Genomic DNA, 953 nt, shown 5'->3' on the forward strand with positions numbered 1-953 from the left:
ACCCCCACAACAAACACGTCGCGCTCGATCTGGCCTGCGTCGACTGTCACAGCACGGTTGAGACTCGCTCGGAAGCGAGCTTGCCATCGGTTACCAAATGCATGCTTTGCCATGCGAAGCTCGCCAACGACGGGCCGGGAGTCAAGCTGCTGATAGAGTATTCCGAACGGGGACGCGAGGTTCCGTGGCGGCGAGTCTACAGCTTCACCAAGGAAGCGCATGTCGTTTTTCGGCACGCGTCCCACGTGCGCGCCGGGGTCGCCTGCGAGACCTGCCACGGGAACGTCGCTGAGATGACCGTTGCCGAGCGCGCTGTCGACCACAACATGGGAACCTGTTTGAACTGCCACCGTCAGAGCAAGGCGAGCGAAGACTGCGCCGCCTGCCACAACTGACAGGCCGAATCATGGAGCGACGAGATTTCTTCAAGCTGGTCGGAACCGCCTCGGGAGGGGCTCTGGCGGGAGCGTGCGGAAGGAAGGCCGAGGAACTGCTTCCTGTCCTCGTGCCGGAGCAAGCGATCGTGCCGGGGGTCGAGGAATGGCATCCAAGCGTCTGCCGGGAGTGTCCCGCGGGCTGCGGTGTGATCGTGCGCGTAATGGAGGCACGGAGGAGAACAGAGCAGAATGGCGAGGCCGTTCTCGAGCCGGTTGCGGCCATCAAGAAGGTAGAGGGCAACCCGCTCGACCCGGTCTCGGGCGGCCGGCTCTGTGCCCGCGGACAGGCATCGGTGCAGCGGCTCTACCATCCCGACCGGCTGCGCGGCCCGAAGAAGAGGACCGGCGAGCGGGGCGAGACCTCGCTGGTGGACGTTTCTTGGGACGAGGCCCTCGATGCTGTCGCTGCCCGCTTGAAAAAGGCCGACCCGAAACGGATCGTCTACCTCAGCCGGCCCGAATCCGGAACTCGTGCGGCCAGCGTGGAGCGCTTCCTCGACGCGCTGGGAGCGGAGC

At 65.2% G+C, this 953-nt stretch carries 2 protein-coding genes; both read left to right on the plus strand.

Translation table 11 applies throughout. From position 1 onward, the window contains the following. Positions 1–395 (plus strand): menaquinol oxidoreductase (locus GY769_15885; protein ID MCP4203399.1); only part of this gene is annotated, 395 nt, incomplete at its 5' end. A gap of 11 nt (positions 396–406) precedes the next feature. Next, a partial coding sequence (locus tag GY769_15890) for a molybdopterin-dependent oxidoreductase (GenBank protein ID MCP4203400.1) occupies positions 407–953 on the plus strand: 547 nt, incomplete at its 3' end.

The organism is bacterium (assembly GCA_024224155.1).
In the GTDB taxonomy this organism is placed as follows: Bacteria; Acidobacteriota; Thermoanaerobaculia; order Multivoradales; family JAHEKO01; genus CALZIK01.